This is a genomic window from Geodermatophilus sp. FMUSA9-8, from assembly GCF_037034165.1.
GTDB classification, from domain to species: domain Bacteria; phylum Actinomycetota; class Actinomycetes; order Mycobacteriales; family Geodermatophilaceae; genus Geodermatophilus; species Geodermatophilus nigrescens.
The window spans coordinates 208,643-231,760 of the sequence record NZ_JBAGKE010000005.1 but is presented as its reverse complement, the minus strand read 5'-3'; the positions used below and the strand labels follow the sequence as shown (position 1 = coordinate 231,760).

The 23,118-nt window shown below is 76.5% G+C and carries 29 protein-coding genes; 14 read left to right on the top strand and 15 right to left on the bottom strand.

What is annotated here, in order from left to right; all coding sequences use genetic code 11:
• Nucleotides 1–7 precede the first annotated feature (7 nt).
• Both WA616_RS12870 and WA616_RS12865 read right to left on the bottom strand, forming a co-directional pair.
• Nucleotides 8–1,234, bottom strand: a complete 1,227-nt coding sequence (locus tag WA616_RS12870; RefSeq protein ID WP_336030333.1) for an ArsA family ATPase — start codon at nucleotides 1,232–1,234, stop codon at nucleotides 8–10.
• The gene (locus WA616_RS12865) at nucleotides 1,231–2,220 is read right to left on the bottom strand and encodes an ArsA-related P-loop ATPase (protein WP_336030331.1); all 990 of its coding nucleotides are present in this window, start codon (nucleotides 2,218–2,220) and stop codon (nucleotides 1,231–1,233) included. Before WA616_RS12865 ends, WA616_RS12870 begins: the two co-directional genes overlap by 4 nt.
• A gap of 82 nt (nucleotides 2,221–2,302) precedes the next feature.
• Here WA616_RS12865 and WA616_RS12860 point away from each other — a divergent pair, with 82 nt between their 5' ends.
• The 3 genes from WA616_RS12860 to WA616_RS12850 are packed head-to-tail and all read left to right on the top strand — an operon-like array spanning nucleotide 2,303 to nucleotide 3,751.
• Nucleotides 2,303–2,476, top strand: coding sequence for a hypothetical protein (locus tag WA616_RS12860; RefSeq protein WP_139252784.1), 174 nt, complete (start codon nucleotides 2,303–2,305; stop codon nucleotides 2,474–2,476).
• 10 nt (nucleotides 2,477–2,486) lie between these two features.
• Nucleotides 2,487–2,963: a RidA family protein gene (locus tag WA616_RS12855; RefSeq protein WP_336030330.1), complete on the top strand. Its 477-nt coding sequence runs from the start codon at nucleotides 2,487–2,489 to the stop codon at nucleotides 2,961–2,963.
• Nucleotides 2,960–3,751, top strand: coding sequence for an NUDIX hydrolase (locus WA616_RS12850; RefSeq protein ID WP_336030328.1), 792 nt, complete (start codon nucleotides 2,960–2,962; stop codon nucleotides 3,749–3,751). Before WA616_RS12855 ends, WA616_RS12850 begins: the two co-directional genes overlap by 4 nt.
• Nucleotides 3,752–3,810: 59 nt before the next feature.
• Here WA616_RS12850 and WA616_RS12845 read toward each other — a convergent pair whose 3' ends face one another.
• Together WA616_RS12845 and WA616_RS12840 are read right to left on the bottom strand one after the other, a co-directional pair.
• Complete coding sequence (locus WA616_RS12845; protein ID WP_073418184.1) at nucleotides 3,811–4,485, bottom strand: Crp/Fnr family transcriptional regulator; 675 nt, start codon at nucleotides 4,483–4,485, stop codon at nucleotides 3,811–3,813.
• 173 nt (nucleotides 4,486–4,658) lie between these two features.
• The gene (locus WA616_RS12840) at nucleotides 4,659–4,898 is read right to left on the bottom strand and encodes a hypothetical protein (protein ID WP_083628424.1); all 240 of its coding nucleotides are present in this window, start codon (nucleotides 4,896–4,898) and stop codon (nucleotides 4,659–4,661) included.
• Between the two features lie 93 nt (nucleotides 4,899–4,991).
• Between WA616_RS12840 and nth the strand changes: the two genes are divergently transcribed.
• The 5 genes from nth to WA616_RS12815 are packed head-to-tail and all read left to right on the top strand — an operon-like array spanning nucleotide 4,992 to nucleotide 8,780.
• Complete coding sequence (gene nth / locus WA616_RS12835) at nucleotides 4,992–5,786, top strand: endonuclease III (protein ID WP_336030325.1); 795 nt, start codon at nucleotides 4,992–4,994, stop codon at nucleotides 5,784–5,786.
• Nucleotides 5,783–6,367 carry a TlpA family protein disulfide reductase gene (locus WA616_RS12830; protein ID WP_336030324.1) on the top strand — a complete coding sequence of 195 codons (585 nt, stop codon included), beginning with the start codon at nucleotides 5,783–5,785 and terminating at the stop codon, nucleotides 6,365–6,367. Before nth ends, WA616_RS12830 begins: the two co-directional genes overlap by 4 nt.
• Complete coding sequence (locus WA616_RS12825) at nucleotides 6,364–7,134, top strand: NUDIX hydrolase (protein ID WP_245794231.1); 771 nt, start codon at nucleotides 6,364–6,366, stop codon at nucleotides 7,132–7,134. Before WA616_RS12830 ends, WA616_RS12825 begins: the two co-directional genes overlap by 4 nt.
• A complete protein-coding gene (locus WA616_RS12820; RefSeq protein ID WP_336030323.1) occupies nucleotides 7,131–7,595 on the top strand; it encodes a cupredoxin domain-containing protein in 465 nt (154 codons plus the stop codon). The genes WA616_RS12825 and WA616_RS12820 overlap by 4 nt, the downstream gene beginning before the upstream one ends.
• Before the next feature lie 3 nt (nucleotides 7,596–7,598).
• On the top strand, nucleotides 7,599–8,780 hold the full coding sequence (locus WA616_RS12815) for a MarP family serine protease (RefSeq protein ID WP_336030322.1): 1,182 nt from the start codon (nucleotides 7,599–7,601) through the stop codon (nucleotides 8,778–8,780).
• Here WA616_RS12815 and WA616_RS12810 read toward each other — a convergent pair whose 3' ends face one another.
• The 3 genes from WA616_RS12810 to acs form a co-directional block, all read right to left on the bottom strand.
• Nucleotides 8,781–9,581, bottom strand: coding sequence for an alpha/beta fold hydrolase (locus WA616_RS12810; RefSeq protein ID WP_336030321.1), 801 nt, complete (start codon nucleotides 9,579–9,581; stop codon nucleotides 8,781–8,783).
• Between the two features lie 146 nt (nucleotides 9,582–9,727).
• Entirely contained in the window at nucleotides 9,728–10,237 is a 510-nt protein-coding gene (locus WA616_RS12805) for a phage holin family protein (protein ID WP_336030320.1), read from the bottom strand.
• 134 nt (nucleotides 10,238–10,371) lie between these two features.
• Nucleotides 10,372–12,324, bottom strand: a complete 1,953-nt coding sequence (gene acs / locus WA616_RS12800) for an acetate--CoA ligase (protein WP_336030319.1) — start codon at nucleotides 12,322–12,324, stop codon at nucleotides 10,372–10,374.
• A gap of 135 nt (nucleotides 12,325–12,459) precedes the next feature.
• On the opposite strand from acs, the gene WA616_RS12795 reads away from it, so the two are divergent.
• Complete coding sequence (locus WA616_RS12795; protein ID WP_336030317.1) at nucleotides 12,460–13,164, top strand: (2Fe-2S)-binding protein; 705 nt, start codon at nucleotides 12,460–12,462, stop codon at nucleotides 13,162–13,164.
• Nucleotides 13,165–13,167: 3 nt separating this feature from the next.
• Here WA616_RS12795 and WA616_RS12790 read toward each other — a convergent pair whose 3' ends face one another.
• Nucleotides 13,168–13,662: a MarR family winged helix-turn-helix transcriptional regulator gene (locus WA616_RS12790; RefSeq protein ID WP_336030316.1), complete on the bottom strand. Its 495-nt coding sequence runs from the start codon at nucleotides 13,660–13,662 to the stop codon at nucleotides 13,168–13,170.
• An 81-nt stretch (nucleotides 13,663–13,743) separates the two neighbouring features.
• On the opposite strand from WA616_RS12790, the gene WA616_RS12785 reads away from it, so the two are divergent.
• Nucleotides 13,744–14,157, top strand: coding sequence for a VOC family protein (locus WA616_RS12785; RefSeq protein WP_336030315.1), 414 nt, complete (start codon nucleotides 13,744–13,746; stop codon nucleotides 14,155–14,157).
• A gap of 3 nt (nucleotides 14,158–14,160) precedes the next feature.
• On the opposite strand, the gene WA616_RS12780 is transcribed toward WA616_RS12785, so the two are convergent.
• Both WA616_RS12780 and WA616_RS12775 read right to left on the bottom strand, forming a co-directional pair.
• Nucleotides 14,161–15,207: an S-adenosylmethionine:tRNA ribosyltransferase-isomerase gene (locus WA616_RS12780; protein WP_336030314.1), complete on the bottom strand. Its 1,047-nt coding sequence runs from the start codon at nucleotides 15,205–15,207 to the stop codon at nucleotides 14,161–14,163.
• Complete coding sequence (locus WA616_RS12775) at nucleotides 15,204–15,899, bottom strand: SDR family NAD(P)-dependent oxidoreductase (RefSeq protein WP_336030312.1); 696 nt, start codon at nucleotides 15,897–15,899, stop codon at nucleotides 15,204–15,206. The genes WA616_RS12780 and WA616_RS12775 overlap by 4 nt, the downstream gene beginning before the upstream one ends.
• A gap of 46 nt (nucleotides 15,900–15,945) precedes the next feature.
• Between WA616_RS12775 and soxR the strand changes: the two genes are divergently transcribed.
• From soxR to WA616_RS12755, 4 genes are all read left to right on the top strand, one after another.
• Complete coding sequence (gene soxR / locus WA616_RS12770; protein ID WP_336030311.1) at nucleotides 15,946–16,452, top strand: redox-sensitive transcriptional activator SoxR; 507 nt, start codon at nucleotides 15,946–15,948, stop codon at nucleotides 16,450–16,452.
• Between the two features lie 49 nt (nucleotides 16,453–16,501).
• Nucleotides 16,502–17,344 carry a 4,5-DOPA dioxygenase extradiol gene (gene ygiD / locus WA616_RS12765; protein ID WP_336030494.1) on the top strand — a complete coding sequence of 281 codons (843 nt, stop codon included), beginning with the start codon at nucleotides 16,502–16,504 and terminating at the stop codon, nucleotides 17,342–17,344.
• A 132-nt stretch (nucleotides 17,345–17,476) separates the two neighbouring features.
• Nucleotides 17,477–18,385, top strand: a complete 909-nt coding sequence (locus WA616_RS12760) for a hypothetical protein (protein WP_336030310.1) — start codon at nucleotides 17,477–17,479, stop codon at nucleotides 18,383–18,385.
• Nucleotides 18,366–19,043 carry a class F sortase gene (locus WA616_RS12755; RefSeq protein WP_336030309.1) on the top strand — a complete coding sequence of 226 codons (678 nt, stop codon included), beginning with the start codon at nucleotides 18,366–18,368 and terminating at the stop codon, nucleotides 19,041–19,043. Before WA616_RS12760 ends, WA616_RS12755 begins: the two co-directional genes overlap by 20 nt.
• Before the next feature lie 3 nt (nucleotides 19,044–19,046).
• Here the strand turns inward: WA616_RS12755 and WA616_RS12750 are convergent, their stop codons facing one another.
• From WA616_RS12750 to cobA, 5 genes are read right to left on the bottom strand one after another with little or no spacing between them, the layout of a single operon-like run.
• On the bottom strand, nucleotides 19,047–19,316 hold the full coding sequence (locus tag WA616_RS12750) for a helix-turn-helix transcriptional regulator (protein WP_073419454.1): 270 nt from the start codon (nucleotides 19,314–19,316) through the stop codon (nucleotides 19,047–19,049).
• Complete coding sequence (locus tag WA616_RS12745; protein WP_336030308.1) at nucleotides 19,313–20,167, bottom strand: ABC transporter permease; 855 nt, start codon at nucleotides 20,165–20,167, stop codon at nucleotides 19,313–19,315. The genes WA616_RS12750 and WA616_RS12745 overlap by 4 nt, the downstream gene beginning before the upstream one ends.
• A complete protein-coding gene (locus WA616_RS12740; protein WP_336030307.1) occupies nucleotides 20,164–21,096 on the bottom strand; it encodes an ABC transporter ATP-binding protein in 933 nt (310 codons plus the stop codon). Before WA616_RS12740 ends, WA616_RS12745 begins: the two co-directional genes overlap by 4 nt.
• A 59-nt stretch (nucleotides 21,097–21,155) precedes the next feature.
• Nucleotides 21,156–21,863, bottom strand: coding sequence for an SGNH/GDSL hydrolase family protein (locus WA616_RS12735; RefSeq protein ID WP_336030306.1), 708 nt, complete (start codon nucleotides 21,861–21,863; stop codon nucleotides 21,156–21,158).
• Complete coding sequence (gene cobA, locus WA616_RS12730; protein WP_336030305.1) at nucleotides 21,860–23,089, bottom strand: uroporphyrinogen-III C-methyltransferase; 1,230 nt, start codon at nucleotides 23,087–23,089, stop codon at nucleotides 21,860–21,862. The genes WA616_RS12735 and cobA overlap by 4 nt, the downstream gene beginning before the upstream one ends.
• Nucleotides 23,090–23,118: the final 29 nt, after the last annotated feature.

Below are 23,118 nucleotides of genomic sequence, written 5' to 3'. Positions count from 1 at the left end.
CCGGTGATCAGCCGCGGCGCGCGGGCAGCACCCGGGTGCGCGGCACGCCCGTCGGCGTGTCGCCGTCGGCGCCGGTCAGCGCCTCGCCCATGACCCGCAGGCCCTCGAGGTCGTGGACGTCGCCGGCGGCCGCCGGGACGGTCCGCAGGGCCACCTCGGGGTGGGCGCTGGTGAACCGGTCGGCCAGCCGCTGCTCCCGCGCGGCGAGGGCCATCCGCTCGGCGTGCACCCGCAGCGCGCCGGACACCAGCCCGTCGTCCTCGGCCGCCTCCGCCGCCGCCTCGGCGCGGGTGGCCGACAGCCGCGTGTCCGCCGGCGGGTGGGTGCGGTTGAGCACGAGGCCGGCCAGCGGCATGCCCTCGGCCGACAGCCGGTCGACGAAGTAGGAGGCCTCGCGCAGCGCGTCGGGCTCCGGCGTCGCCACGACGACGAAGTAGGTGCCGGGTCGGCGCAGCAGCTCGTAGGTGGCGGTGGCCCGCTCGCGGAACCCGCCGAACATGGTGTCCAGCGCGCTGACGAACGCGGAGATGTCGCGCAGCAGCTGGCCGCCGAGCACCTTGCTGATGATCCGGGTGAAGAGCATGAACCCGGCGCTGGCGAACTTGAACCCGGCCCGCCCGCCGGCCCGCGCGGGCGCGGTGAGCACCCGGATCATCGTGCCGTCGAGGAAGCGGCTCATCCGGTTCGGGGCGTCGAGGAAGTCCAGCGCGGACCGCGACGGGGGCGTGTCGACGACGATCAGGTCCCAGGTGTCGGCCGCCCGCAGCTGGCCGAGCTTCTCCATCGCCATGTACTCCTGCGTCCCGGAGAACGACGAGGACAGGGTCTGGTAGAAGGGGTTGGCCAGGATCTGCTCGGCCCGCTCGGGCGTCGAGTGCGCGGACACGATGTCGTCGAACGTCCGCTTCATGTCCAGCATCATCGCGTGCAGCTCGCCCGCGGCCCCCGGGACGTCGACCCGCCGCGGCTCGTTGTCGAGCTCCACGAGACCCAGCGACTGGGCCAGCCGGCGGGCCGGGTCGATGGTCAGGACGACGACGCGGCGGCCGGCCTCGGCGGCGGCCAGGGCGAGCGCGGCCGACGTCGTCGTCTTGCCGACGCCGCCGGAGCCGCAGCACACGACGATCCGGGTGTCCGGGTCGTCGACGAGGGCCGACAGGTCCATCGCCGGGGCCTGCCGCGGCGTGCCGGCCGCGCGGCCGGCACGGGCGCCGTCGGCGGGGGCGGCGCTCACGCGGCCACCTCCGCGCCGAGGGACTCCTCGAGGCGGCCGGCCAGCTCGAACAGGCAGCCGAGGTCCATCGGGCCGGGCAGCAGCGGCAGCTCCACGGTCGGGCGGCCCAGGCCCTCGACACGGGCGCGCAGCGCGTCCTGCGCGGCCCAGCGGCGGGCGTGCTCGACCGTCTCGGCGGCCAGCGCGTCCGCGAGGTCGGCGTCGGCGGGCAGGCCGGCGGCCGTCAGGCCGGGCACGAGGTCGGCGCCGGTGAGCCGGCCCTCGGCGGCCCGGACGAGCTCCGGCTCCGGCAGGACGGGCTCGGTGGCCATGTTCACGATCACCGAGCCGACCGGCAGCTGGGCGTCGGCGAGCTCGGCGATGGCGTCGGCGGTCTCCTGCACCGGCATGTCCTCGAGCAGGGTGACCAGGTGCACCGCCGTCTGCGGGGAGCGCAGCACGGCCATGACGCCGTCGCTCTGGGTCTTGATCGGGCCGGAGCGGGCGAGCCCGGCCATCTCGCTGGTGACGTTGAGGAACCGGGTGATCCGGCCGGTGGGCGGGGCGTCGACGACGACGGCGTCGTAGACCCGCTGCCCGTCGACCCGGCGGGTGACCGCCTCCTTGACCTTCCCGGTGATCAGCACGTCGCGCAGGCCCGGGGCGATGGTGGTGGCGAAGTCGACCGCGCCCATCTTGCGCAGGGCCCGGCCGGCGCGGCGGAGGTTGTAGAACATCTCGAGGTACTCGAGGAGCGCCTCCTCGACGTCGATCGCCAGCGCGCGCACCTCCCCGCCGCCGCGGGTGACGGCGACGCGGCGCTCCTCGTAGGGCAGCGGCGGGGTGTCGAAGAGCTGGGCGATGCCCTGGCGGCCCTCGCACTCGACCAGCAGGACGGTCCGCCCCTCGGCGGCCAGGGCCAGGGCCAGGGCGGCGGCGACCGTCGTCTTGCCGGTCCCGCCCTTCCCGGTCACGACGTGACAGCGGACGGGCAGGTCGGGGTTCACCCGGTCCAGACTAGGAGCCCCGCGCGACCTCGGCCTGCCCGCGGGCCGACGCACCCCCGCCGCTGCGCTAGCGTCGGGCCCCATGAGCGAACCGGCCCGCCGCAGGTGGGAGTACGCCACCATCCCGCTGCTGATCCACAACACCAAGGCGATCCTCGACTCGTGGGGGACCGACGGGTGGGAGCTGGTCACCGTGCTGCCCGGCCCGTCCGGCTCCGAGCAGCCGGTCGCGTACCTCAAGCGCCCGCTGTCCTGAGGCCGCCGCGATGACCTCCGCGCAGCCCCAGAGCTGGCACGCCCGGCTGGCCGAGCTCGGCATCCGGCTGCCCCCGGTCGCCGCGCCCGTCGCCTCCTACGTCCCGGCCGTGCGCTGCGGCCAGCTGGTGTTCACCTCCGGGCAGCTGCCCTTCGTCGACGGCGGCCTGCGCCGCACCGGCAAGGTCGGCGGGTCGGTCAACCCCGAGGACGCCGCCGCCGACGCGAAGCTCTGCGCGCTCAACGCGCTGGCCGCCGTCGACGACCTGGTCGGTCTCGACCAGGTGGCCCGGGTGATCCGCGTCGTCGGCTACGTGGCCAGCGCGGAGGGCTTCAGCGGCCAGCCGCGCGTGGTGAACGGCGCCAGCGAGCTGCTGGGCAAGGTGTTCGGCGAGGCCGGCCGGCACGCGCGCAGCGCCGTCGGTGTCGCGGAGCTGCCGCTGGGCGCCCCGGTCGAGGTCGAGCTGACCGTCGAGCTGAGGGGATGACCGCGGCGGTCCGCCCGGCGGCCACGGTCCTGCTGCTGCGCGACGGCGAGGCGGGCCTGGAGGTCCACCTGCTGCGGCGCACCCGCGGCATGCCGTTCGCCGGCGGGATGACCGCCTACCCGGGCGGCGGCGTCGACCCGCGCGACGGCGACACCGACGTCGCCTGGACCGGGCCCTCGCCGGCGGAGTGGGCGGTGGCGCTCGGCTGCGACGAGCGGGTGGCCCGCGAGCTGGTCTGCGCGGCGGTGCGCGAGACGTTCGAGGAGGCCGGCGTCCTGCTCGCCGGCGAGCCCGGCGGCGACGTCGTCCCGGACGTGTCGGGCGACGAGTGGGAGACGCAGCGGCAGGCGCTGCTCAGCCGCGAGCTGTCGCTCGCCGAGCTGCTGGCGGCCCGCGGCCTCGCGCTGCGCGCGGACCTGCTGCGGCCCTTCGCGCACTGGATCACCCCGCCGGCGGAGCCGCGGCGCTACGACACCCGCTTCTTCGCGGCGGCGCTGCCGGTCGGCCAGGAGGCGCGCGACGTCTCCGGCGAGGCCGACGAGGCCAGCTGGCTGACGCCGGAGGCCGCGCTGGCGGAGATGCGGGCCGGCACGCGGCCGATGCTGCCGCCGACGATCCACACGCTCGGCCAGCTCGCCCCGTTCGCGGACGTGGCGGCGGCGCTGGCGGGCAGCCCGCCGGAGCCGCTGCACCCGATCATGCCGGAGCTGGTGCGCACGCCGGAGGGCCGCTTCGCCGAGCTCCCCGACGGCACCCGTATTGGACTCGTGGTGCCGCTCCCGTCCTAGGACCGTTGAACACGAGAGGCCCGGAACCGAGTCGGTTCCGGGCCTCTCGCGTACAGACGTCAGCGCGCGCGGCGGCGGAGGCGGTCCTCGTCGAGGACGACGACGGACTTGCCCTGCAGCTGGATCCAGCCGCGGTGCACGAAGTCGGCCAGCGCCTTGTTCACCGTCTCGCGGGAGGCGCCGACCAGCTGGGCCAGCTCCTCCTGCGTCAGGTCGTGCTTGACGCGCAGGCCGTCGGCCTCGCGGCTGCCGAAGCGGTCGGCCATCTGCAGCAGCGCCTTGGCCACGCGGCCGGGCACGTCGGTGAAGATCAGGTCGGCGACCGAGTCGTTGGTGCGGCGCAGCCGGCGGGCCAGCACGTGCAGGAGCCGCTCGCCGACCTCCGGGTGCGCCTCGATCCACGGGCGCAGCACCGACTGCGGCATCTTGGCCAGCTTCACGTCGGTGACCGCGGTGGCCGTGGCCGTGCGCGGGCCGGGGTCGAAGACCGACAGCTCACCGAACTGGTCGGACGGGCCCATGACGGCGAGCACGTTCTCGCGGCCGTCGGGGGAGCGGCGGGACAGCTTGATCTTGCCGCTCAGCACGATGTAGAGGCTGTCGCCCGGCTCGCCCTCGTTGAACACCACCCGGCCGCGGGGCAGCGTGATCGTCTCCAGACGGCTGGCGACCGGGTCGACGGCCTCCTCCGAGAGCCCCTGGAAGAGCCCCGACTGAGCCAGTACCTCGTCCACCACGTGTCTTCCCACCCCACCGTCTCGCGCTCCACCTGCGGGGCAACGCACCCGCATCCAGGAGGAGTCTAGGCGGCTGTGCGACTCGTCACCCGTTCGGTGTGACGCGACGTGACCCGTCGGGGGGAGGACGGCGGCCGGCGGTCCCCGGCCGCGTGGGGCCGGACCGGCCCTCAGACCAGCGGTTCGGTGCTCTTCTGCACCCGCGAGCGGCGGCGACGGCGCCAGCGCGCCATGGCCCGGCGGATGCCGGAGGCGGCCAGCGTGTCGACCTCACCCGGCGTCGCCGACTGCAGGAACTCGGCCACCTCGCGCGGCGACGTCGGCCGGCGCAGCGGTTCCTCCACGCGCTCCATCACCAGCAGGAACGCGATGACCATCGGCGGGAACAGGATGACGATCAGTGCGACCACGGTCACCTCCCGATCGGGTCGCCGGCTTCTGGCCTGCACCGCCATGGTGGCACGCGCCCGGGACCGTCGCCGGTGACGCCTACCCTCGACCGCGTGTCCTCGCCGGTACCCGAGCAGCCCTACGCGCGCCCCGCGGCGCGTCGCGCTCCCGCCCGCCGTCCGGCCGCCGTGCCGTTCGACCCCGACGAGACGCCGCTGGCGCGCACCCGCCGCGCCCGCCGCATGGCCCGCGAGCTCGCCGTGATCCACCCCGACGCGCACTGCGAGCTCGACTTCACCAACGCCTTCGAGCTGCTGGTCGCCACCGTCCTGTCGGCGCAGACCACCGACAAGACGGTGAACAAGGTGACGCCGGCGCTGTTCGCGCGCTACCCCGACCCGGTGGCGCTGGCCGCGGCCGACCGGGCCGAGGTCGAGGAGATCCTCAAGCCCACCGGCTTCTTCCGCGCCAAGGCGAATTCGGTGCTCGGGCTCGCGCAGGCGCTGGTCGAGCGCTTCGACGGCGAGGTGCCCGGCCGCATGGCCGACCTGGTGACGCTGCCCGGCGTCGGCCGCAAGACGGCGAACGTCGTCCTGGGCAACGCCTTCGACGTCCCCGGGCTCACGGTCGACACCCACTTCGGCCGGCTCGTGCGCCGCTTCGGCTGGACCGCCGAGGAGGACCCGGTCAAGGTCGAGGCCGAGATCGCCGAGCTGGTCCCCAAGCGCGACTGGACGATGTTCAGCCACCGCGTCATCTTCCACGGCCGGCGGGTCTGCCACGCCAAGAAGGCCGCCTGCGGGGCGTGCGGCCTGGCCCGCTGGTGCCCCTCCTACGGCATCGGCCCCACCGACCCGGAGCTGGCGCTGAAGCTGGTCAAGACGCCCGCGGCGTCGGACACCGAGTGAGCGCCGGGCGGCGTGCGGCCGCGCTGCTGCTCGGGGCGGTCGCCCTCCTGTCGGCCTGCACCGCCTCCGCCGACGAGCCCGCCCCGGAGCAGCGGGCGACGGTCGCCTCGACCGAGACCGACCTGGCGCCCTGTCCGGAGCAGCCCGACGAGCCCGCGACCGGGGACCTGGCCGGGGTCGCACCCCTCGAGTGCTTCAGCGGCGGCACGCTCGACCTCGGCCGCGGCCCGGGCGTGCCCACCGTGCTGAACCTCTGGGCCAGCTGGTGCGGCCCCTGCCGCGAGGAGCTCCCGCTGGTGCAGGAGCTCGCCGACCTCGGCGGCGACCGCGTCCGCGTGCTCGGCGTCATCAGCCAGGACGGCGTGCCGCAGGCGGCGTCGTTCGCCGACGACTCGGGCGTCACGCTGCCCGGCGCCTTCGACCGCGACGGCGAGGTCGCGGCGGCGCTGGGCCTGCAGGGGCTGCCGCACACGGTGTTCCTCGCGGCGGACGGATCGGTGGCCTTCGTGAAGCTGGGCCCGGTCGCGTCCACCGACGAGCTGCGGGCGCTGGTCGCCGAGCACCTCGGGGTGCAGCTGTGACCGGCGTGCTCCCCGGCGCCGACACCTCCGACCTCCCCGGGTGGCTGCAGCGGCTCCTGGCCGCCTCCGCCGACCTGCCGCTGCGCCACCGCTTCCCGTCGGTCACCGGCACGCCGCGCCGGTCGGCCGTCCTCGTGCTGTTCGGCGAGGGCCCGCGCGGCCCCGACGTCCTGCTCATCGAGAAGTCCGCCCGGCTGCGCACGCACGCCGGCCAGCCCGCCTTCCCCGGCGGCGGCGCCGACGCGGGGGAGGACTACCCCGTCACCACGGCGCTGCGCGAGGCCCAGGAGGAGGCCGGCGTCGACCCGGCGGGCGTGCGGGTGCTCGCCACGCTGCCCGAGCTCTTCCTGCCCTACTCCGACAACCTCGTCGTCCCGGTGGTGGCGTGGTGGGACGAGCCCGCCGACGTCGTGGTCGGCGACCCGCGCGAGGTGGCGCGGGTCGCCCGCGTGCCGCTCGCCGACCTCACCGACCCGGCCAACCGCTTCCGCGTGCGCCACCCGGCCGGCTACGTCGGCCCGGCGTTCGACGTCGCCGGGATGGTCGTGTGGGGCTTCACCGGCGGGCTGATGGAGGCGATCCTCGAGGCCACCGGCCTGGCCCGGCCGTGGGACGTGCGAGACGTGCGGCCGCTGGAGGCCGTCGCGCCCCGTCCCGAGGCCGCGCCGGGCTCGCTGGGGGAGGGCGGGGCGGAGGACGCCGCCGCGCCGAGCGTCGCCGACGTCGCGGCGGACGGCCCTCCGGCAAGTACGGTTCCGCGGCGATGAGGACGCCGACGACCGCGATCTGGACGCGCCGCGCCCCCGCGGCGCTGGCCGGTGCGGTGCTCGCGGCCGGTGTGCTGGCCGCCTGCGGTTCCGGCGACGGCGGCACCGCCGCGCCGTCGTCGACCCCGGACGCCTCGCTCGGGCAGGTGACCGTCGCCGAGGACGGCGTCCAGGAGGTCACCATCCAGACGCCGGACGACTACGTCTTCGTGCCCGACAGCTTCACCGTGGCGCCGGGGCGGGTGCGGCTGACCGTCGAGAGCACCGCCACCCAGGCCACGCACAACTTCCGCTTCACGCCCGGCCGAGGCCCCGAGGAGATCGCCGAGGAGATCCCGCTGCTCGCGGCGGGGGCCACCGAGACGATCGAGTTCGAGGTCGCCGCGCCCGGCGAGCACCCCTTCGAGTGCAGCTTCCACGTGCAGCTCGGCCAGGTCGGCGTCATGACCGTGCGCGGCTGAGCCATGTCGCTGGTCGACCTGCTCCTCATCGCCCTCGCCCTGGTCTTCGCCTTCTCCGGGTTCCGCCAGGGGCTCGTGGTCTCGGCGACGTCGTTCCTCGGGTTCCTCGGCGGCGCGGTGCTCGGCGCCCAGCTCTCCGGCCCGGTGGCCGACCGGCTCGACAGCACGCCGGTCACCCGCGTGTTCGCCGCGCTGGTCGTGGTGCTCGCCGGGGCGCTGCTCGGGCAGGTGCTGGCGGGCGCGGTCGGCCGGGCCGTGCGGCAGCGGGTCACCTGGGAGCCGGCCGAGGTGCTCGACTCGGTGGCCGGCGCCGTCGTCTCGGCGGTCGCCGTGCTGCTGGTCGCGTGGATGGTGGCCAGCCCGCTGGCCACCGCGCCGTTCCCCCAGGTGGCCGGGCAGGTGCGCCAGTCGGCGCTGGTGCAGGCCGTGGACCGGGCGGTGCCCGACAGCGTGCGCTCGGTCTACGACTCGCTGCGCGAGGCCATCGACCGGCGCGGGCTGCCCGACGTGCTCGACCCGCTCACCCCGACCCAGGCCCGCGAGGTCGACGCGCCCGACCCGGCGCTGGCCGGCAGCCCGGTGGTCGGCCAGGTCAGCGGCTCGGTCGTGAAGATCAGCGGCATCGCGCCGTCGTGCTCGCGGCAGATCGACGGGTCGGGCTTCGTCTACGCGCCGGGCCGGGTGATGACCAACGCCCACGTGCTCGCCGGCGTCAGCGACCCGGTGGTCGAGGCGGAGGGCGAGGAGTACGAGGCGACCCCGGTGTACGTCGACGAGGAGGTCGACGTCGCCGTGCTCGCCGTCCCCGACCTGCCGCAGGTGCCGCTGGCCTTCGCCGCGGGCGTCTCCGACACCGGCGACGACGCGATCATCATGGGCTACCCCGGCGGCGGCCCGCTGTTCGTCGGCGCCGCCCGGGTGCGCGACCAGGGCCCGATCAGCGGGCCCGACTTCCGCGACACCCGGACGGTGCAGCGCGACGTCTACGCGCTGTTCGGCGACGTGCGCTCGGGCAACTCCGGCGGCCCGCTGTTCGACCCGGCCGGCCAGGTCATCGGCGTCGTGTTCGCCTCGGCGATCGACGACCCGACCACCGGCTACGCGCTCACCGCGCAGCAGGTCGCCCCGGCCGCGACGGCGGGTGCGGCGGCCACCGCGGCCGCCGACACCGGCCCCTGCGAGTGACTAGCGCGCCCAGTCGCGGACCGCGCGGGTGACGTCGGCCGCCGCCTCCTCGGGCGGGAAGTGGCCGATGCCCGGCAGCTCCCGCCACTCGTAGGCGCCGGCCACGTACCGGCCCGAGCCGCGCGCGGTGCCCGGCAGCACCAGCGGGTCGGCCGACCCGTGCAGCTGCAGCGTCGGCGCGGTCACCGGCGCGGCCATCCGGCGGGCGTAGCGCAGACCGTCGGGGCGCACCTGGGAGCGGCCGGCCCAGCGGAAGTACTCCATCGACCCGTAGGCCGCCTGCGGGATGCGCGCCGCCGAGCGGTAGCGCTCGACGGCCTCGGCGAAGTCGGCGGTGTGCGTCCACTCCGGCCCCGCCCAGTTGCGCAGGAACTCCGCCACCGGGTCGTCGTCGGCGCGGGTGAGCCGCCGCTCGGGCAGCCGCGGCAACTGGAAGCCGAGCACGTGCCGCAGCGCCCGCCGCTGGGCGCGGTCACGCAGGCCCGCCCGCAGCAGCCGCGGGTGGGCCATCGAGACGACGACGAGCCGGCGCACCATCCGCGGGTGCAGCGCGGCCATCGTCCAGGCCACGAGCCCGCCCCAGTCGTGGCCGACGACGACGGCGTCCTTCTCGCCGAGCGCGCGCACCAGCGCCGCGACGTCGCCGGCCGCGGTGGGCAGGTCGTAGCCGCGCGGCGGCTTGTCGCTGGCGCCGTAGCCGCGCAGGTCGGGGGCGACGGCACGGAAGCCGGCGTCGGCCAGGACGGGCAGCTGCGCCCGCCAGGTCCACCAGAACTGCGGGAACCCGTGCAGCAGCAGCACCAGCGGGCCGGACCCCGCCTCGGCGAGGTGCAGCCGGACGCCGTTGGCCGAGGCGTCGCGGTGCAGCCAGGGGCCCGGCAGCAGGACGCTGGTGGCGTCGGGCCGCTCGTCGGCCGGGACGCCGCCCGGCCTCCCGCCGGCCGCGCTCAGACCAGGTAGGTGTCGGGGGAGCGCCGCTCGACGCGCCCGTTGCTGACCGTCGGCAGCGCGCGGCGGCGGGCGCCGGGCGCCTCGCGGTGCATGACGTCGGGCAGCTCGCGCAGCGACTCCATCGTCCGCTCCGGCTTGTCGATCTTCTTGAGCATCCGCAGCCCGATGAGCGCGGCCACCCCGGCGACGAGCAGCAGCCCGACGGTGACGATCAGGTAGGACACCCAGCGGGGCAGGCCCAGCCAGGTCAGGAACTCGGCGATGGTGACGAACAGGTAGATCCCGGCGAAGGCCAGGAGCACGCCGGCGGCGGCGAACAGCCCGACGCTCACGCCGGCCTTCTTCGCCGAGCGTCCGATCTCCGACTTCGCCAGCTCGATCTCCGCGCGGATCAGCGTGGAGACGTCGGCCATGGCGCTCTGCACGAGCGCGCCCACCGAGGGGTCGTCGGCGGCGGAGCCGGCATGCCGCCCGGCGGGCTGGGTGGACGACGCGCTGTGGGCCACGGGGGCTCCTCCCTGGTCGGGCTCGGCGGGCGGCCGCTCGCGACGGCCTGCGGGTGATCGTCCCCCATGATCGCCGGACGCGCGCCCCGGCCTCCCCTGATCGTGCGGGGAGGCCGGGGCGTCAGGTGCCCCGATCAGTCGTCGGAGCCGCTGCTCGCGGGGAGCTTCTCCTTGATCAGGTTCATGACCGAGGAGTCGGTGAGCGTGGTGACGTCACCGAGCTCGCGGTTCTCCGCGACGTCGCGCAGCAGGCGCCGCATGATCTTCCCGGACCGGGTCTTGGGCAGCTCCTGCACGACCATGATCTGCCGCGGCTTGGCGATCGGGCCGATGTCCCGGGCGACGTGGTTGCGCAGCGTCTGCACGAGGTCCTCGCCGGAGTCCTCGGCCGACCCGCGCAGGATCACGAAGGCGACGATGCCCTGCCCGGTCGTCGGGTCCGACGCCCCGACGACGGCGGCCTCGGCCACGGTCGGGTGGCCCACCAGCGAGGACTCGACCTCGGTGGTCGAGATGCGGTGCCCCGAGACGTTCATGACGTCGTCGACCCGGCCGAGCAGCCAGATGTTGCCGTCGGCGTCCTTCTTGGCGCCGTCGCCGGCGAAGTAGACGTTCGTCCCGAACCGCGACCAGTAGGTGTCGACGTAGCGGTCGTCGTCGCCCCAGATGGTGCGCAGCATCGACGGCCACGGCTCGGTGAGCACCAGCAGGCCGGTCGAGTCGTCGCCGAGCTCGTTGCCCTCGTCGTCGACGACCTTCGCGGAGATGCCCGGGAACGGGTGCTGCGCGGAGCCCGGGACGAGGTCGGTGACGCCGGGCAGCGGGGTGATCATGTGCGCGCCGGTCTCGGTCTGCCACCAGGTGTCCATGATCGGGCAGCGGCCGCCGCCGATGTTCTGGTGGTACCAGAGCCACGCCTCGGGGTTGATCGGCTCGCCCACCGAGCCGAGCAGGCGCAGCGAGGTCAGGTCGAAGCCGGCGGGGATGTCCTCGCCCCACTTCATGAACGTCCGGATCACCGTCGGGGCGGTGTAGAGGATCGTCACGCCGTACTTCTGGATGAGCTCGAACCAGCGGCCGCGGTGCGGCGTCTCCGGCGTCCCCTCGTACATCACCGACGTCGCCCGGTTGGCCAGCGGCCCGTAGACGATGTAGCTGTGGCCGGTGACCCAGCCGACGTCGGCCGCGGTCCAGTAGACGTCGGTGTCGGGCTTGAGGTCGAACGTCGCCCAGTGGGTGAACGCGACCTGGGTGAGGTAGCCGCCGGAGGTGTGCAGGATCCCCTTCGGCTTCGCCGTCGTGCCCGAGGTGTACATGATGTAGAGCGGGTGCTCGGCGTCGAACGCCTCGGGCGTGTGCTGCGGCGACTGCCGGTCGACGACGTCGTGCCACCACAGGTCGCGGCCCTCGGTCCACTCGACGTCCTGCTCGGTCCGCTTCACCACCAGCACGTTGCGGACGCCGGGGCTGCGGCCGACGGCGTCGTCGACGGCGGGCTTGAGCGCGCTCGGCGCGCCGCGGCGGTAGCCGCCGTCGGCGGTGATGACGAGGACGGCGCCGGCGTCGTCGAGCCGGCTGGCCAGCGCGTCGGCGGAGAAGCCGCCGAAGACGACCATGTGGACGGCGCCGATGCGGGCGCAGGCCAGCATCGCGACGACCGTCTCGGGGATCATCGGCATGTAGATGGCGACGCGGTCACCGGCCTGCACGCCGAGCTCGAGCAGCGCGTTCGCGGCCCGGCAGACGTCCTCGGTGAGCTGGGCGTAGGTGAGCGTGCGGGTGTCGCCGGGCTCGCCCTCCCAGTGGTAGGCCACCTGGTCGCCGTGGCCGGCCTCCACGTGCCGGTCGAGGCAGTTGTAGGCGACGTTGAGCTTCCCGCCGACGAACCACTTGGCGAACGGCGGCTTGCTCCAGTCGAGCACCTCGTCCCACTCCTGCGCCCAGCTCAGCCGGCGCGCCTGGGTCTCCCAGAAGGCCAGGCGGTCGCGGTCGGCCTCGGCGTACACGTCCGGGCCGACGTTCGCGGCGGCGGCCAGCTGCTGCGGCGCCGGGAAGCGGCGGCCCTCCGGCCCGGTCGACTCGCTCACGTGGGGCTCCCTCCGTCTCGGGTCTGGTCCGCCGCCGGGAGGGCGGCGTGTGCCAGCACACACCGTAGGGCCCCCGGGACCGCGCGGCGCGGCCCTGTGCGGCCGGGCTGCGGCGGTCTCGCGGACACTGGCCCGGTGGACGGCGGACCGCAGGCGGTGGTGGCGGCCCGGGTGCCCGGCGCGGCCGGCCTCGGTCTGCTCGCGCCGCCCTCCGCGCGCCGGGTCCCGGCGGCCCTGCTGGCCGACCCCGGGTGGACGGCGGAGCGGGTGGCCGCGCTGGGCGCCCGGCACCGCAGCGCCGACCGGCGGGCCCTCGCCACGGTGTGGTGGTACTCGGCGTCGGCGGTGCTGCTGACGCCGGTGGCCGCGGGCCTGGCCACCGGGCGCCCGCTGTCGGCGCGGTTGGCCGACACGACGCTGTACGAGGTCGGGGGCGTGCTGCTGGGCGGGGTGTCGTCGGCGCCGGCCGGGGACGACCCCGCCGGGGAGCTCCGGGCGGCGCTCGCGGCCGCGGTCGCGGCGGTGGCCGAGGCGGGCGGGATGCGGGAGCGGCCGCTGTGGGCGGTGGCCACCGACTCGCTGGCCGGCCGGCTGCTCGCGCTCGGTCGGGCGCTGGGCGACGTCGCGGCGGTGACCGCGCTGGCCGCGCCCGTCGCCGCCGCCGTCGGGCACCCGATGCCCGCGCCGCGGTACACCGACGTCGGCGGCACCCGGTTCGTGCGGCGGGCCTCCTGCTGCCTGCTGGTCCGGCTGCCCGGGCAGCCGATGTGCACCGCCTGCCCGGCCCGGGCCCCGGAGCACCGCCGCCTGCTGCTGGAGGACGCCGCCGGCCTCTGGTGACGGTCAGGCCTCCCGGGGAGGGCGGGCCGCGGCGTCGGCGAGCACCGCGGCCATCGTGGTCTCGAGGTCCGCCAGCAGGTCGCCGCTGCGGGCCAGGTCCTCGTCGCGGTACCCGGCCAGCATCGCGTCGAGCCGGCGGGCCAGCGGCGTGAAGTAGTCGCGCGCCGCCGGGGCGATCGTCGCGTGCGCCCGGACGGTGACCACCCGGCGGTCGGCGTGCTCCCGGGACCGCACCACGTACCCCGCGTCCTCGAGGCGGTTGAGGAGGGTCGCCGTCGCCCCGGACGACAGGCCCAGCCGCTCGGCCAGCCGCGCGGGGGACAGCGGGACGCCGCCGTCCTCGGCCGTGAGGATCTCGACGAGGGCGCGCGCGTCGGTGGCGTGCAGCCCCAGCCACCCGGCGAAGCTCCGCGTCAGCTCGGCGTAGGCGCCCGCGAAGGCGCGCAGCCCGAGGAGCAGCCGCTCGCGGTGCTCCCCGGGGTCCCGCTCCTCGGGCACGGCGCCTCCCCTCGATGCCTTGACGGTGAAGATACTCCAGCGGAGAGTCATCCCGGACAGCGCAACCACCAGGAGGATCCCGTGATCGACCGCTCCGGTTCCCGCATCGACCACCTCAACATCGCCGTCCCCGACCTCGCCGCGGCGGTGGCCTTCTACGACCCGGTGCTGGCCTCGATCGGCATCACCAAGATGCTGGTGATCCCCGCCGACCCGGACGGGACGCGGCCGGCGATGACCGGCTACGGCTGGCCGGACCGCAAGCCGTACTTCTGGCTCGTCGACGAGGGGACGGTCGGCACGAACATGCACCTTGCCTTCACCGTCGACACCCGTGAGGAGGTGCGGGTCTTCCACGAGGCGGCGCTGGCGGCGGGGGCCCGGGAGCGCGAGGCGCCCGCCGTGCGTCCCGAGTACCACGACGACTACTACGGCGGCTTCGTCGACGACCCGCACGGCATCAACCTGGAGGCCGTCTGCCACCTGCCCGCCTGAGGCTCAGGGCAGAAACAGCATGGAGTCGCCGAAATCGTGCCACAGGTACCCGCCCTCGGCCGCGGCGCGGTAGGCGCGGGCCACCAGGTCCCCGCCGGCCACCGACCGCAGCAGCTGCAGGTGGCTCGCCTCCGGCGCGTGCAGCCCGGTGAGCAGGCCGGTCACCGCGCGCGCCGGCCGCTCCGGGCCGAGGACGAGGTCGGTCCAGCCCTCGCCGGGGCGGGTCACGCCGTCCTCGCCGGTGACGGTCTCCAGCGCCCGGGTGGCCGTGGTGCCGACGGCGACCACCCGCCGCCCGGCGTCCCGCGTCGCCGTCACCAGCCGGGCGGTGACCTCCGGGACGCGGTAGCGCTCGGGTGCCGGCGGCTCGTGGACCTCCGGGCTGGAGACGCCGGCGTGCAGCACCAGCGGGACCACCGGGACGCCGCGGGCCATCAGCCGGACGAGCAGCCGGTCGGTGAACGGGCGCCCGGCGCTGGCGTTCTCCGCGCTGCCGGGCTGGGTGGCGTAGACGTTGCGGACGTCGGCGAGGGCCACCGGCGCCGTCAGGTACCCGTAACGCACCGGCTCGCCGTGCCGCGCCAGGTACGCGGGCACCGCCACCGCGGGGGTCGCGCGCGCACGCCACAGCCGCCCGGGCGTCCCCGGGTCGGGGAAGCCCGCGCGCAGCACCAGGCGCACCCCGCCGGGCAGGTCGAGCGCGGTGCCGGGCTCCAGCCGCGTTTCGGGGCCGTCGTCGTCCGGGCGGCGCACCTCGACCACCCACGAGCCGTCGTCGAGCGCCGTCGACACGTGCAGCGGTGCGGGGGAGCCGTCGGCGCGGCGGGCGGTCAGCCGGGCGGGCAGCGTCGCGGAGGTGTTCACGACCAGCAGGTCGCCGGGCTCCAGCAGGTCGGGCAGGTCGCGGAAGCGGGCGGAGGTGAGGCTGCCCGGGCGGACGGCCAGGAGCCGCACGCCGTCGCGGGCCAGGCCGCGGCGCTCCGGCGGCCCGGTGGCCACCGAGCCCATCGGCACCGCCCCCACGGGGACCGACGCCTGCGCGGCGGTCACGGCCGCGCCGCCGGCGTCAGGTCGGCCAGCCGCACCCGCGGGCCCGCGACGTCGCCGTCCAGCAGGTCCAGCAGCGCGGCCGCGACGTCGGCCGGGTCGGCCAGGCCGGCGGGGTCGGCGTCCGGGTCGGCGGCGGCGTGCATGTCGGTGGCCATGTCGCCGGGGTCGACGGCGAGCACGCGCAGGCCGGGGTGCTCGACGGCGAGGACGGCGGTGAGCAGGTCCAGTGCGGCCTTGCTCGCGCCGTAGCCGCCCCAGCCCTCGTAGGCCTCGACGGCGGCGTCGCTGCTCACCGACACGACGGTGCCGCCGGCGCGCTCGAGGGCCGGCAGCGCGGCCTGCACGAGGGCGAGCGGCGCGACGGCGTTCACCCGCAGCACCTCCTCGAACGCGGCGGGCGGGAGGTCGGCCAGGCGCGGCAGCGGTGCCGGGCCGAGGGCGGAGGCGTTGAGCACCAGCAGGTCGAGCCGGTCGCCGGCGGCGCGGGCGAGGGCGGCGCGGTGGGCGGGGTCGGTGACGTCGCCGGGCAGCGCGGTCACCAGGTCGCGGTGGGGGAGGGCGCCGACGGCGGCGGCGAGCCGGGCGGCGTCGCGGGCGTCGACGACGACGCGCGTGCCGCGGCGCGTCAGGGCGGCGGTGAGGGCCAGGCCGAGCCCGCGGGAGGCGCCGGTGACCAGGGCGGTGGGTGTCATGGGGCTACGCTCGGACCTGAAGTCGACTTCAGGTCAAGGGGGTGCCGTGGAGCTGCTCGCGATCGGGGAGGTGGCCGCCCGCTCGGGCCTGGCCCACTCGGCGCTGCGCCACTACGAGGCCGAGGGCCTGATCACCGCCGAGCGGGCGCCGGGCGGCGCGCGCCGCTACCCGCGCTCGGTGCTGCGCCGCCTGGCCTTCGTCCGCGCGGCCCAGAACGTCGGGCTGTCGCTCCCGGAGATCCGCGCCGCGCTGGCCTCGCTGCCCGGCGGGCGCACCCCGTCGGCCCGCGACTGGGAGCGGCTCTCGCGCGACTGGCGCGACCGGCTCGACAGGCAGATCGCCGCCCTCGAGCAGCTGCGCGACGGGCTGACGTCGTGCATCGGCTGCGGCTGCCTGTCGCTCGCCTCCTGCGCGCTGTCCAACCCCGGCGACGTCGCCGGCCGCGAGGGCCCGGGCGCCCGCCGGCTGTCCCCGCTGCTGCGCCGGCTGCCCCCGGCCGGGCGGGCCGCCGTCCTCGCCGCCCCTCGCGCTCCGGAGCCGGGGAGGCGATGATCCGGTCGGGAGCGCGCCGACGACGGAGGGGGAGAACCGAGTGACCGTCATGCCCGCTGCCTTCATCGGCCACGGCAACCCGATGAACGCGCTCGAGCGCAACCGCTACACCGAGGCCTGGGCGGCGCTCGGCCGCGCCGTCCCGCGCCCGCGCGCCGTCCTCGTCGTGTCGGCGCACTGGTACGTGCACGCCACGGCGGTGACCGCGATGCCGCGGCCGCGCACCATCCACGACTTCTTCGGCTTCCCGCCGGAGCTCTTCGACGTCGAGTACCCGGCGCCCGGCCTGCCCGAGCTGCAGGAGCAGGTGGCCGACGTCGTCGCCCCCACCTGGGTGGGCGCCGACGTGGACAGCTGGGGCATCGACCACGGCGCCTGGTCGGTGCTGCGGCACGCCTTCCCCGACGCCGACGTCCCGGTGGCGCAGCTGTCGATCAACGCGCTCAAGGGCGCCGACCACCACTTCCAGCTGGGTGCCGCGCTCGCGCCGCTGCGCGAGGACGGCGTGCTGGTCGTCGGCAGCGGCAACGTCGTGCACAACCTCGGCGGGGTCAGCCGGGCCATGCCCGACGCCGGCTTCGACTGGGCCCGGCGCTTCGACGACGCCGCCCGCGAGTGCCTGCTCACCGACCCCGCGTCGGTGACCCGGCTCGACGGGCACCGCGACTTCGACCTCGCCGTCCCCACGCCCGACCACTTCCTGCCGCTGCTGTACCTGGCGGGCATCGCGGCGGCCACGGGCACGACGGCGGACGTCCTCGTCGACGGCTACGCGTACGGCTCGCTGTCGATGACCAGCTACACGGTCGGCATGCCCGCGACCCCGGCCGGGGGCACCGGCGTCGCCGCGCCGCTGCCGGACGCGCCGCCGCCGGACGCCGCCAACATCTGAGCGGGGTCACCGGTCAGCTACGGAGTGGTACGGCGGACCGGGAGGACGGAGGGGTCCGTCACCGATCGCTGTCACGGTCGTTCCCCCGGGACAGGAACGCCGCTCCTGTCCTGACATCCCCTGGGGGTCCCGTTGTCGCCGTCCTCGCACCGCTCCCCGACCCGCAGGCCGCGCGGCCGCCGGGCGCTGCTCGTCACCGGTCTGGCCGCCGCGGTCGTCGGGGTGCCCGGCGTGGCCGCGGCCGCACCGGGCGACGCGCCGGCGCCGCTCGAGGAGGTCGTGACCACGCTCGAGCAGGCGGTCACCGGCCAGGGCGGGGAGGAGCAGGGCGGGGACGGGCAGGGCGGGGACGACGCCGCCCCGCCGCCGGCCCCCGGCGCCGACGCCCTGCCGCTGCCGCTGCCCGGCGCCGGCGCCGGCGCCGGCGAGCAGCCGCCCGCCGGACCGGCCCCCGCGGAGGAGGGCCCGGTGCCGCCGCTCCCGCAGGAGCTCGTGTCCGGCCTGCAGTCCGCGCTCACCCCCCTCGGCGTGCCGGAGCACTGCGTCCAGGGTGTGGCCGACGGCGTCCGGGGCCTGCTGGACGGGGTGCTGTCGCAGGACCCGGCGGCGGCGGTGCAGGACCTGGTCGCGGGGCTGCAGGGCGCGCTGACCGGGCTCGCGTCCGGGCAGCCGCCGGCGCTCGACCCGGCTCCCCTCGGCCCCGCCGCCGGGCAGGTGGCCACCGACGTCGAGGAGCTGCTCGCCGCCTTCCAGGCCTGCCTGCCCACGCTGCCGGCCGCTCCCGGGACACCCGCGCCGGAGCCGGCGCACGAGGCGCCGCCACCGGCCGCGCCCGCCGCGACGCCGGCGGGCGAGCACCCCGTGCGGTACCTGGGCTACGCGCCGACCGGCGGCGACGGGGCCGTGGGGACCGTCGCGGCCCCCCGGTCCGACGACGCCGGTGGCGTGCCGCTCGCGCTGCTCGGCGGCGGCGTGCTGGTCGCCGGCGCCACCGGCGCCGCCGTCTCCCGGGTGCGGTCCCGTGCGGTCCGTCGCCCGTGAGCTCTCCGGCCAGCGGCTGCCGCTGCTGGCCTTCCTCGTCGTCCTGCTCGCCGGGGCCGGGGTGTTCGTCTGGACCGGACGCCCGGCGGCCGACGCCGCCGCGCCGCCGGCGGTCTCCCTCCCGGCCGTCCCGGCGACCGGGGAGGTGCCCGCCCTCCCCGCCGCGGGCGCCCCGGCCGACGGGCCCGTCGTCCCGGCGCGCATCGCCATCCCGGCCATCGGCGTCGACACCGCCGTCGAGACCCGCGGCACCGTGCGGTACGAGAACCCCTTCACCGGGGAGGCCGTCGACGGCTACGGCGTGCCGGCGTCGATGCGGACGACGTCGTGGTGGTCCGACGGGCCCGCGCCCGGCTCCGGGCGGATGGCCGTCCTCCTCGGTCACGCCGGGGCGGACGGCGGCGCCGTCTTCGACCCGCTGCCCGGGCTGTCCGCCGGCGACGAGGTGGTGCTCGTCGACGCCGGCGGCGCGGTGCTCCGGTTGCGGGTCCTCGGCGAGCCGGTGACCGGCCTGGACAAGGCCACGCCCGCGCTGGCCGAGGCGCTCAACGGCCACCCGGAGGGCGCCGACCTCGCGCTGGTCACCTGCGGCGGGGAGTACGACGAGGAGGCCGGCGCCAGCGAGGACAACACCGTCGTCTTCGCCGACGTCGTCTGAGCGTCAGCCGGCCGCGGCGGGGGGATCGGCCGGGCGGGCGGCGTCGCTGATCCGCGGGAACGGCCGGGTGGAGAAGACGACCTCCACCGGCAGCCCGAAGAACTCCGCGATGCGCAGCGCCAGGTGCAGGCTGGGGTTGTACTCGCCGCGCTCCAGGTAGCCGACCGTCTGGTAGTGCACGCCGAGCGCGTCGGCCAGGTCGCGCCGGGTCACCCCCTGCTCGGCGCGCAGGAGGGCGATCCGGTTGTAGACCGCGTCGCGGTCGCCGCTCACCGCACCCACTGCAGAGACGCCTCGCGGGCCGCCTCGACCGTGGAGCCGGACTGCCGGCGGGCCATCCGGCGCAGCACCCGCGGGGTGACCAGCGCGCCGGCCACGGCCCAGGCGGCGAGCACCAGCACCGTGAGCCCGGTGCGCCAGGAGTCGCCCACCTCGAGGGTCACCGCCGCGTCGGGGAGGAAGGCCGACCGCAGGCCCAGGCCGATCCAGTAGACGGGGAAGACCTGCGCGAGGCCCTGCACCCAGCCCCACAGCGCCTGCAGCGGGAAGAAGATCCCCGAGATCGCGGTCAGCGTGAGGACCGGCAGCATCCCCCAGGTGCCCACCTTCTGCGTGCCGGGCACGACCGAGCCGAGCACCATGCCGAGCGGCAGCGTGGCCAGCAGGCCCAGGACGACGACCCACGCCACGGTCAGCCAGCCGGCGGCCCCGCCGGACATGAGCCCGTCGAACAGCAGCAGGCTCGGCACGAGGATGGTCAGCAGCGAGGGCAGCAGGCTCAGCGAGTGGTAGGTGAGCTGCCCGGTCACGTAGCCCTGCATGCCGTGCGGCAGCGCCTTGTGCCGCAGCAGCGTGCCGTCCTCGCGCTCCATCGCCAGGGCGAACGCGGGGCCGATGACCACGCCGAAGGCCACCAGGGCGCCGAGGATGCTCGGCAGTGCGTAGGTCGGGTAGAAGATCCCCGAGTCGCCGATCTCGTTGTCCCGGTTGAACCACAGCAGCAGCACCGTGCCGACCGCCGTGAACAGGTAGAAGCCCTGGTCCTGCGGGCTGCGCACGCTCTGCAGGAACTCCGTCCAGCCGCGGCGCAGGCCCAGGCCGATCGCGTGCCGGGTCGGGTTCATCGCACGACCTCCTCGAGCACCGGCTCGGTCCGGGCGCCGGACTCGAACCGCTGCACCATGGCCAGGTAGGTGTCCTCGAGGCTCGCTCGACGCACCTCGAGGTCGGTGAGCTCCCCGCCGTGCTGCTCGAACAGGCGGCGGACGAAGGCGACGACGTCGTCGGTCGGGTGCACGAAGTGCTCGGCGCCGCAGGCCCAGCGCACCTCCGACCTGCCGGCGACCTGGCGGCCCAGCTCGTCGGCGCTGCCGTCGGCGACGATCCGGCCGCCGGCCAGGATGAGGATCCGGTCGGCCAGCTTCTCCGCCTCGGCGAGGTCGTGCGTGGTCAGCAGGATCGTGGTGCCCTCGAGGTCGGACAGCCGGTGCACGAGGTCGTGAAAGTCGCGGCGGGCCTGCGGGTCGAAGCCCGCCGTCGGCTCGTCGAGGAACAGCAGCTCGGGGCGGCCGATGATGCCCACCGCGACGTCGAGCCGGCGCCGCTGGCCGCCGGAGAGCCCGACGATCTTGCGGTCGGCGTGCTCGGTGAGCCCGACGGTGTCCAGCAGCCAGCCGACCTCGTAGGGCCGCGGGCGCTCGGGCGTGGAGTACGGCGCGTAGTAGTCGCCGAGCTGGGTGAGCAGGCGGCGCGGGGTCCAGCGGGCGTGGTCGCGCCAGGACTGCAGCACCACCCCCACCCGGGCCCGCCAGGCGTCGCCGGCCCGCATCGGGTCCTCGCCGAGCACCCGGACGGTGCCCGCGGAGGGGGCGCGGAAGCCCTCCAGGATCTCGATCGTCGTGGTCTTGCCGGCGCCGTTCGGGCCGAGCAGGCAGACCACCTCGCCCGCGGAGACGGTGAGGTCGACGCCGGTCAGCACCTCGTTCGTGCCGTAGGCCATCCGCAGGCCGCGGACGTCGACCACCGGGTCGTCGGGACTGTCGGGACGGGGCATCGTCGCCTCCGATCTGTCGGTGGCGAGATAGTAGGACTGCTACATCCGCAGTGGCAACGCTACGACGGCGCGGCGAGCGCGACCCGCGCGAGCGCGTCGGCCCACAGCCGGCAGGCGGCCGCGCCGGGGTGGAAGCCGTCGTCGGCGAACAGGCCCGGCCCGTCCAGCGGCGGCGCCGGCGCGTGCCGGACCCCGGGCCGCGCCAGCCCGGCCAGCGCGGCGTCGAGGTCGCGGGCCTGCCGGGCGAGGACGCCGCGCAGCGGCTGCGGCAGGGTGGGGAAGCGGCCGAGGTCGGGCAGCCCGGCGAGCACGGTGACCCCGCCGGGCGCGGTGAGCGGGGCGAGCGCGTCGAGCAGGGCGGTGACGTCGCGCAGCCAGGCGGCGGGCGAGCGCAGCCGCAGCGTGTCGTTGACGCCGAGCGCCACCAGGACGACGTCGGCCGGCGGCCCGGCGAGCCCCGGCACCAGCCGCGGCGTGGCCTGCGCCGCCGTCGTGCCGGTGCGGGCCGACAGCCGCCAGCGCACCTCCCGCCCGCTCGCCGCGGCCAGCGCCGCGGCGAACCGGCCGGCCAGCGCGTCCTCTTGCCGGGCCACCCCGACCCCCGCGGCGGTGGACTCGCCGAGCACCGCGGCGGTGAGCGGCGGCCCGTCCCCGGGGACGCTGCCCGCGCGGGGGCCCGCCGCCTCCGGGAGCACCGGCGTCCGCCGCCGCACCCCGGCGCCCTGCGCGAGCAGGAGCGGGGCGAGCGCGAACGCAGCCGCCCTCACGCCGGAGGCTGGTCCAGCCGCGGAGCCAGACCGACCACGTCGCCGACCACCCACACCGCCGGCGGGCGGATGCCCTCGTCGGCGAGGGTCCGCGCGAGGCCGGCCAGCGTCGTGCGCACGACGCGCTGGGTGGGCGTCGAGCCGTCGGCGACCACGGCGACCGGCGTGCCGGGCGCGCGGCCGTGCTCGACGAGCGCCGCGGCGATCGCCGGCGCGGTGTCGACGCCCATCAGCACCACGACCGTGCCGCGCAGCCGGCCCAGCGCCGACCAGTCGACCAGCGACTGCGGGTGCCCCGGCGGCACGTGCCCGGACACGACGACGAACTCGTGGGTCAGCCCGCGGTGGGTGACCGGGATGCCGGCGAGGCCCGGGACGCCGATCGCGCTGGTCACGCCGGGCACGACCTCCACCGGCACGCCCGCGGCGACGCAGGCCTCGAGCTCCTCCATGCCGCGGCCGAAGACGAACGGGTCGCCGCCCTTGAGCCGCACCACCCGCTTGCCGGCCAGCGCGTGCTCCACGAGCAGCGCGTTGATCTGCTCCTGCGCCATCGACCGGCCGCGGGGCAGCTTCGAGGCGTCGATGACCTCGACCTCCGGGGGCAGCGAGGCGAGCAGCCCCTGCGGCGCGAGGTGGTCGGCGAGGACGACGTCGGCCTGGGCGACCGCCTGCTGCCCCCGCACGGTGACCAGCCCGGGGTCGCCCGGACCGCCGCCGACGAGGACGACGCTGCCGGTGCGCCCGCCCTCGGGCTCGCGGGCGGCGCGGTCACGGATGCTGCCGTCGGTCAGGCCGGCGACGACGGCGTCGCGCACGCCGACCGCGCGCTGCGGGTCGCCGCCGCCGTGCACGCCGACCACGAGGTCGCCCTGCCGGCCGACCGCCGGGGTCCACACGCTGGAGGCCGACCGGTCGTCGGCACGGGCGCAGAACACCCGCAGCCGCTCGGCCTCCTCGGCCACCGCGGCGTTGACGGCGGGGTCGTCGGTGGCGGCCACGGCGTACCAGGCGCCGTCGAGGTCGCCGGGCTCGTAGCGGCGGCGCACCCAGGTCAGCGAGCCCGGCTCCACCAGCGCCTCGAGCGCCGGGGTGACCTCGGGGCTGACGACGGTCACCCGGGCGCGGGCCTCGAGCAGCCCGGCCACCCGGCGGTGGGCGACCGAGCCGCCGCCGACCACGACGACGCGGCGGTCGAGCAGGCGCAGGCCGACGGGGTAGACCACCCCGCTCGCGGGGTCGACGGGCGTGGCGC